Origin of the sequence: Mycolicibacter sinensis (assembly GCF_001673565.1) — a bacterium.
Classification (GTDB): Bacteria; Actinomycetota; Actinomycetes; order Mycobacteriales; family Mycobacteriaceae; genus Mycobacterium; species Mycobacterium sinense_C.
Window position 1 is genome coordinate 1 of sequence record NZ_LZMF01000145.1, and the last position, 1,262, is coordinate 1,262.

Sequence of the window (1,262 nt, forward strand, 5' to 3'; positions counted from 1 at the left end):
CCGGCACGCGCTGCGCTGAATCTTGCCGCTGGTGGTGGTCGGGACCTGCATGGGCTCGACCAGCAGCACATCGTGGGCCGAAACATTGTGGGTGGCAAGGACCGCCGCGCGGATGGCCTCGACGGCGCCGCTGAGGTCGGAGTTCAGCGACGCGCGGTTCACCTCCTGCACGATCACCAGCTGCTCGTCGGCGCGCGGGTTCGGTTTGACCGTGAACACCGCGGTGCGGCCCGGCATCAGTGCCGGGTCACTGCCGCCCACGGTGTCCTCGATGTCGTTGGGGTAGTACTTGATGTCGCGGATCGTGATCAGGTCGTTCCACCGACCGGTCACGAATAGCTCACCCGCGCAGACGAATCCGAGGTCGCCGGTGCGCAGGAACGGGCCCTCGCCGGTGTCGGCCAGCGTCGCACCGAAGGTGCGTTCGGTCTCCTCGGGCCGCCCCCAGTAGCCCTGGGCGATGCTGGGTCCGGATGCCCAGATCTCGCCCACTTCGTCAGCGCAGCAAGGCAGCCGGGTCTCCGGATCGACGATCAGGACTTGCTGGCTCTCCGCCTTGGCGCCGCAGGCCACCAGGGGCACCGCCCCGGCGGTGTCGGCAGCCACCTCGACGACCCGCTCCTCGCTGAGCGCGGTCCGGTCGATGTGCCGGACCACCGGCACCGGTGACTCGGACATGCCCGTCACACCCAGGGTTGCCTCGGCCAGCCCGTACGCGGGAATAAAGGCCTCGGGCCGGAACCCGGCCGGCGCGAACGCCTCGGCGAAGGACTGCAGCGTCTCGGCGCTGATCGGCTCGGCGCCGATCACTGCGATCGACAAGCTCGACAGGTCCAGCGCGGCACGCTGCTCTGCGGTGGTGCGTTTGACGCAGGCTTCGTAGGCGAAGCTGGGTGCGGCGGTGATCGTCGCACCGAAGCGCGATATCGCCTGCAGCCAGCGGATCGGGCGCATCAGAAAGGCGCTCGGCGACATCAGCACCGTGGTGCGGCCGCCGTAAATGGTGCCCAGGATGCCCCCGACGAAACCCATGTCGTGGTACTGCGGCAACCAGGACACCCCGCTGATCGGGCTGTTGAGCACCGGAGCGTCGTCGGGCGGATTCAGGGCCCAGCGCATGACCTCGAGGTTGCTCACGTAGTTCCCGTGGGTCAGCACGCAACCCTTCGGCACCCCAGTCGAGCCCGAGGTGTACTGGATCAAGGCGATGGTGTCTTTCTCGACGTCCTGCGGCACCCAGGTCGCGCCGCCGTTGCCGAACG

General features: G+C 68.5%; 1 protein-coding gene. It reads right to left on the bottom strand.

Features of this window, described 5'->3' with window-relative positions; all coding sequences use genetic code 11:
* The coding region (locus A5648_RS21420; protein ID WP_065026494.1) for a fatty acyl-AMP ligase at window positions 1-1,262 on the bottom strand (1,262 nt) is incomplete at both ends.